This window comes from Bacillus sp. 7884-1, from assembly GCF_002272245.1.
Taxonomy (GTDB): Bacteria; Bacillota; Bacilli; order Bacillales; family Cytobacillaceae; genus Neobacillus.
On sequence record NZ_NPDD01000358.1, the window covers coordinates 1 to 365 of the forward strand.

At 36.2% G+C, this 365-nt stretch carries 1 pseudogene; it reads right to left on the reverse strand.

Annotated features, from left to right (window positions below):
- Positions 1-365, reverse strand: a pseudogene (locus CHI06_RS29100) (IS110 family transposase); the annotation flags it as partial.

The window sequence follows — 365 nt, forward strand, 5'->3', positions numbered from 1 at the left end:
TGGTAAGATTTCGGAGGTTTAAAAGTTGAACTCCACGCTTTTTATATGGCTCAAGATCCTCTTTATAAAATATCTCGCAGAGATGGTAATCATCGACCGCATTTGTCTTTACTTTCCGAAGACTTGAACTTTTAGCTTATAAGAAATCAGTGGATTAATGATGATCATTAAATATCCAGGGTCCTCCAAGTATTGAACAACAGAGGAATGATAATGTCCTGTTGCTTCTAGGACGATAGGTGGTTTCTTACCTGTTTCTCTCTTTACGACCTCCAGAAACTCTACAAGTAATTCAAGACCTTCAATAGTATGAGAAACTTTAAAACTCTTACGGTATGGTTTGCCTTTATCTAAAAATGCTTGAA